At 44.6% G+C, this 1,592-nt stretch carries 2 protein-coding genes; one reads left to right on the top strand and one right to left on the bottom strand.

Annotated elements, in window-relative coordinates:
* Positions 1 to 299, bottom strand: a 299-nt coding sequence (locus R7P67_RS23885; RefSeq protein ID WP_318086202.1) for a tRNA-binding protein, incomplete at its 3' end; no start/stop codon positions are given.
* A 176-nt stretch (positions 300 to 475) separates the two neighbouring features.
* Between R7P67_RS23885 and R7P67_RS23890 the strand changes: the two genes are divergently transcribed.
* Positions 476 to 1,474 (top strand): substrate-binding domain-containing protein, encoded by a 999-nt coding sequence (locus R7P67_RS23890; protein WP_140377348.1) that lies wholly within the window; start codon positions 476 to 478, stop codon positions 1,472 to 1,474.
* Positions 1,475 to 1,592 lie beyond the last annotated feature (118 nt).

Genomic DNA, 1,592 nt, shown 5'->3' on the forward strand with positions numbered 1-1,592 from the left:
TCTGGCGTTAGTAACACACTTTCGGATTCATCATCCGTTTCTGCGCATAACAACATACATTCAGAGGTTTCGCCGCGCATTTTGGCTTTGGCAAGATTACACAACACGACCACTTGTTTTCCCATCAACTCTTCCTCGGTGTAATAAGGTACTAAACTGGTTACGGTTTGCAGTGTTTTTTCACCAATATCAATTTGCACAATATACAGCTTGTCTGCATTTTGATGACGAGCCACTTCAATGATTTTTCCGGTACGAATTTCTAATTTGGCAAAATCAGAGTAAGCGATAGTTTCCATAATTAAAACCTCAGTAAAGTTTTACTAAAAAGATAACGTTTACACTATCAGTAAGCTTAATAAATACAAGTGGTAAAGATCTCATTTCCGAAAGCAAATCCTCTATCAAATTGCACTTATTACACAATGGGTGTTTAATACTTTCAGTCAAAATTTTTAGCCACTAAAGGTTCTATATGGCAACGATCAAGGATGTCGCGAAAGAAGCCGGCGTTTCGGTCGCAACGGTATCTCGCGTGATCAACAAGTCTCCAAAAGCCAGTCAATCATCGGTAGAGTCGGTCACCAAAGCAATGAGCAAATTGGGTTACAGACCCAATGCCGCAGCTCGCGCACTGGTGAGTCAAAGCACAAACACCATGGGTGTGTTGGTGAGTGATGTGTCCGATCCTTTCTTCGGCACGCTGGTCAAATCCGTCGATAATGTCGCGCGCGAAAATGGCAAACATATCTTGATTGGCAACGGTTACCATAATCCAGAAGATGAGCGTCAAGCCCTAGAATTGCTGATCAACAGCCGTTGCGATGCAATAGTCATCCACTCGAAAGGCTTATCTGATGAGGAGCTAATTGGCTACGCCCAAGAGGTGAAAGGTATGGTGCTTATCAATCGTCATATCCCAGAGCTGGCCGAACGCTGTATTTCCCTTGATAACCGCAAAGGAGCATTCCTCGCGACAGAATATTTGATTCGTCACGGGCATCGCAAAATCGCTTGCATTGCCTCATCCCACGATATCGAAGATACCGATGAGCGATTGCAAGGTTACCAAGCAGCATTGGAAGAACATGGTATTGAACTCTCCAAAAGCTACATCGAGTACGGTGAACCCAACAGTGATGGTGGCGAAGTTGCGATGACCAACCTGTTAACCAAATCTTTGGAGATTACTGGAGTGGTGGCCTACAACGACTACATGGCCGCTGGCGCATTGGCAGCGTTAGATCAAAATGGCATTGACGTACCAAGTAAGGTTTCTATGGTCGGGTTCGATGATGGCTTGATCGCCCGCTTTGTTCACCCTAGCTTGACTACTATTCGCTACCCAATCGAGATGATGGCAGAACGCGCCGCCCGTTTGGCTTTGGCGCTGTCTCGTGACGAAAAAGTTGAAGATGAAACCATTATTTTTAGCCCAACTTTAGTACGAAGAAACTCTGTCGAGCGTTGTTGATGTATGCGTTAAATGTTAGCGCGAAGCATTCACTAAAACATGTAATGGCGCAGATGAAAGGCCAAACAAGCAATTAATCTGTGCTAGATATAGTTCGGCAGTCGCTATCGCATCATTT

The organism is Vibrio sp. Vb0937, from assembly GCF_033338855.1.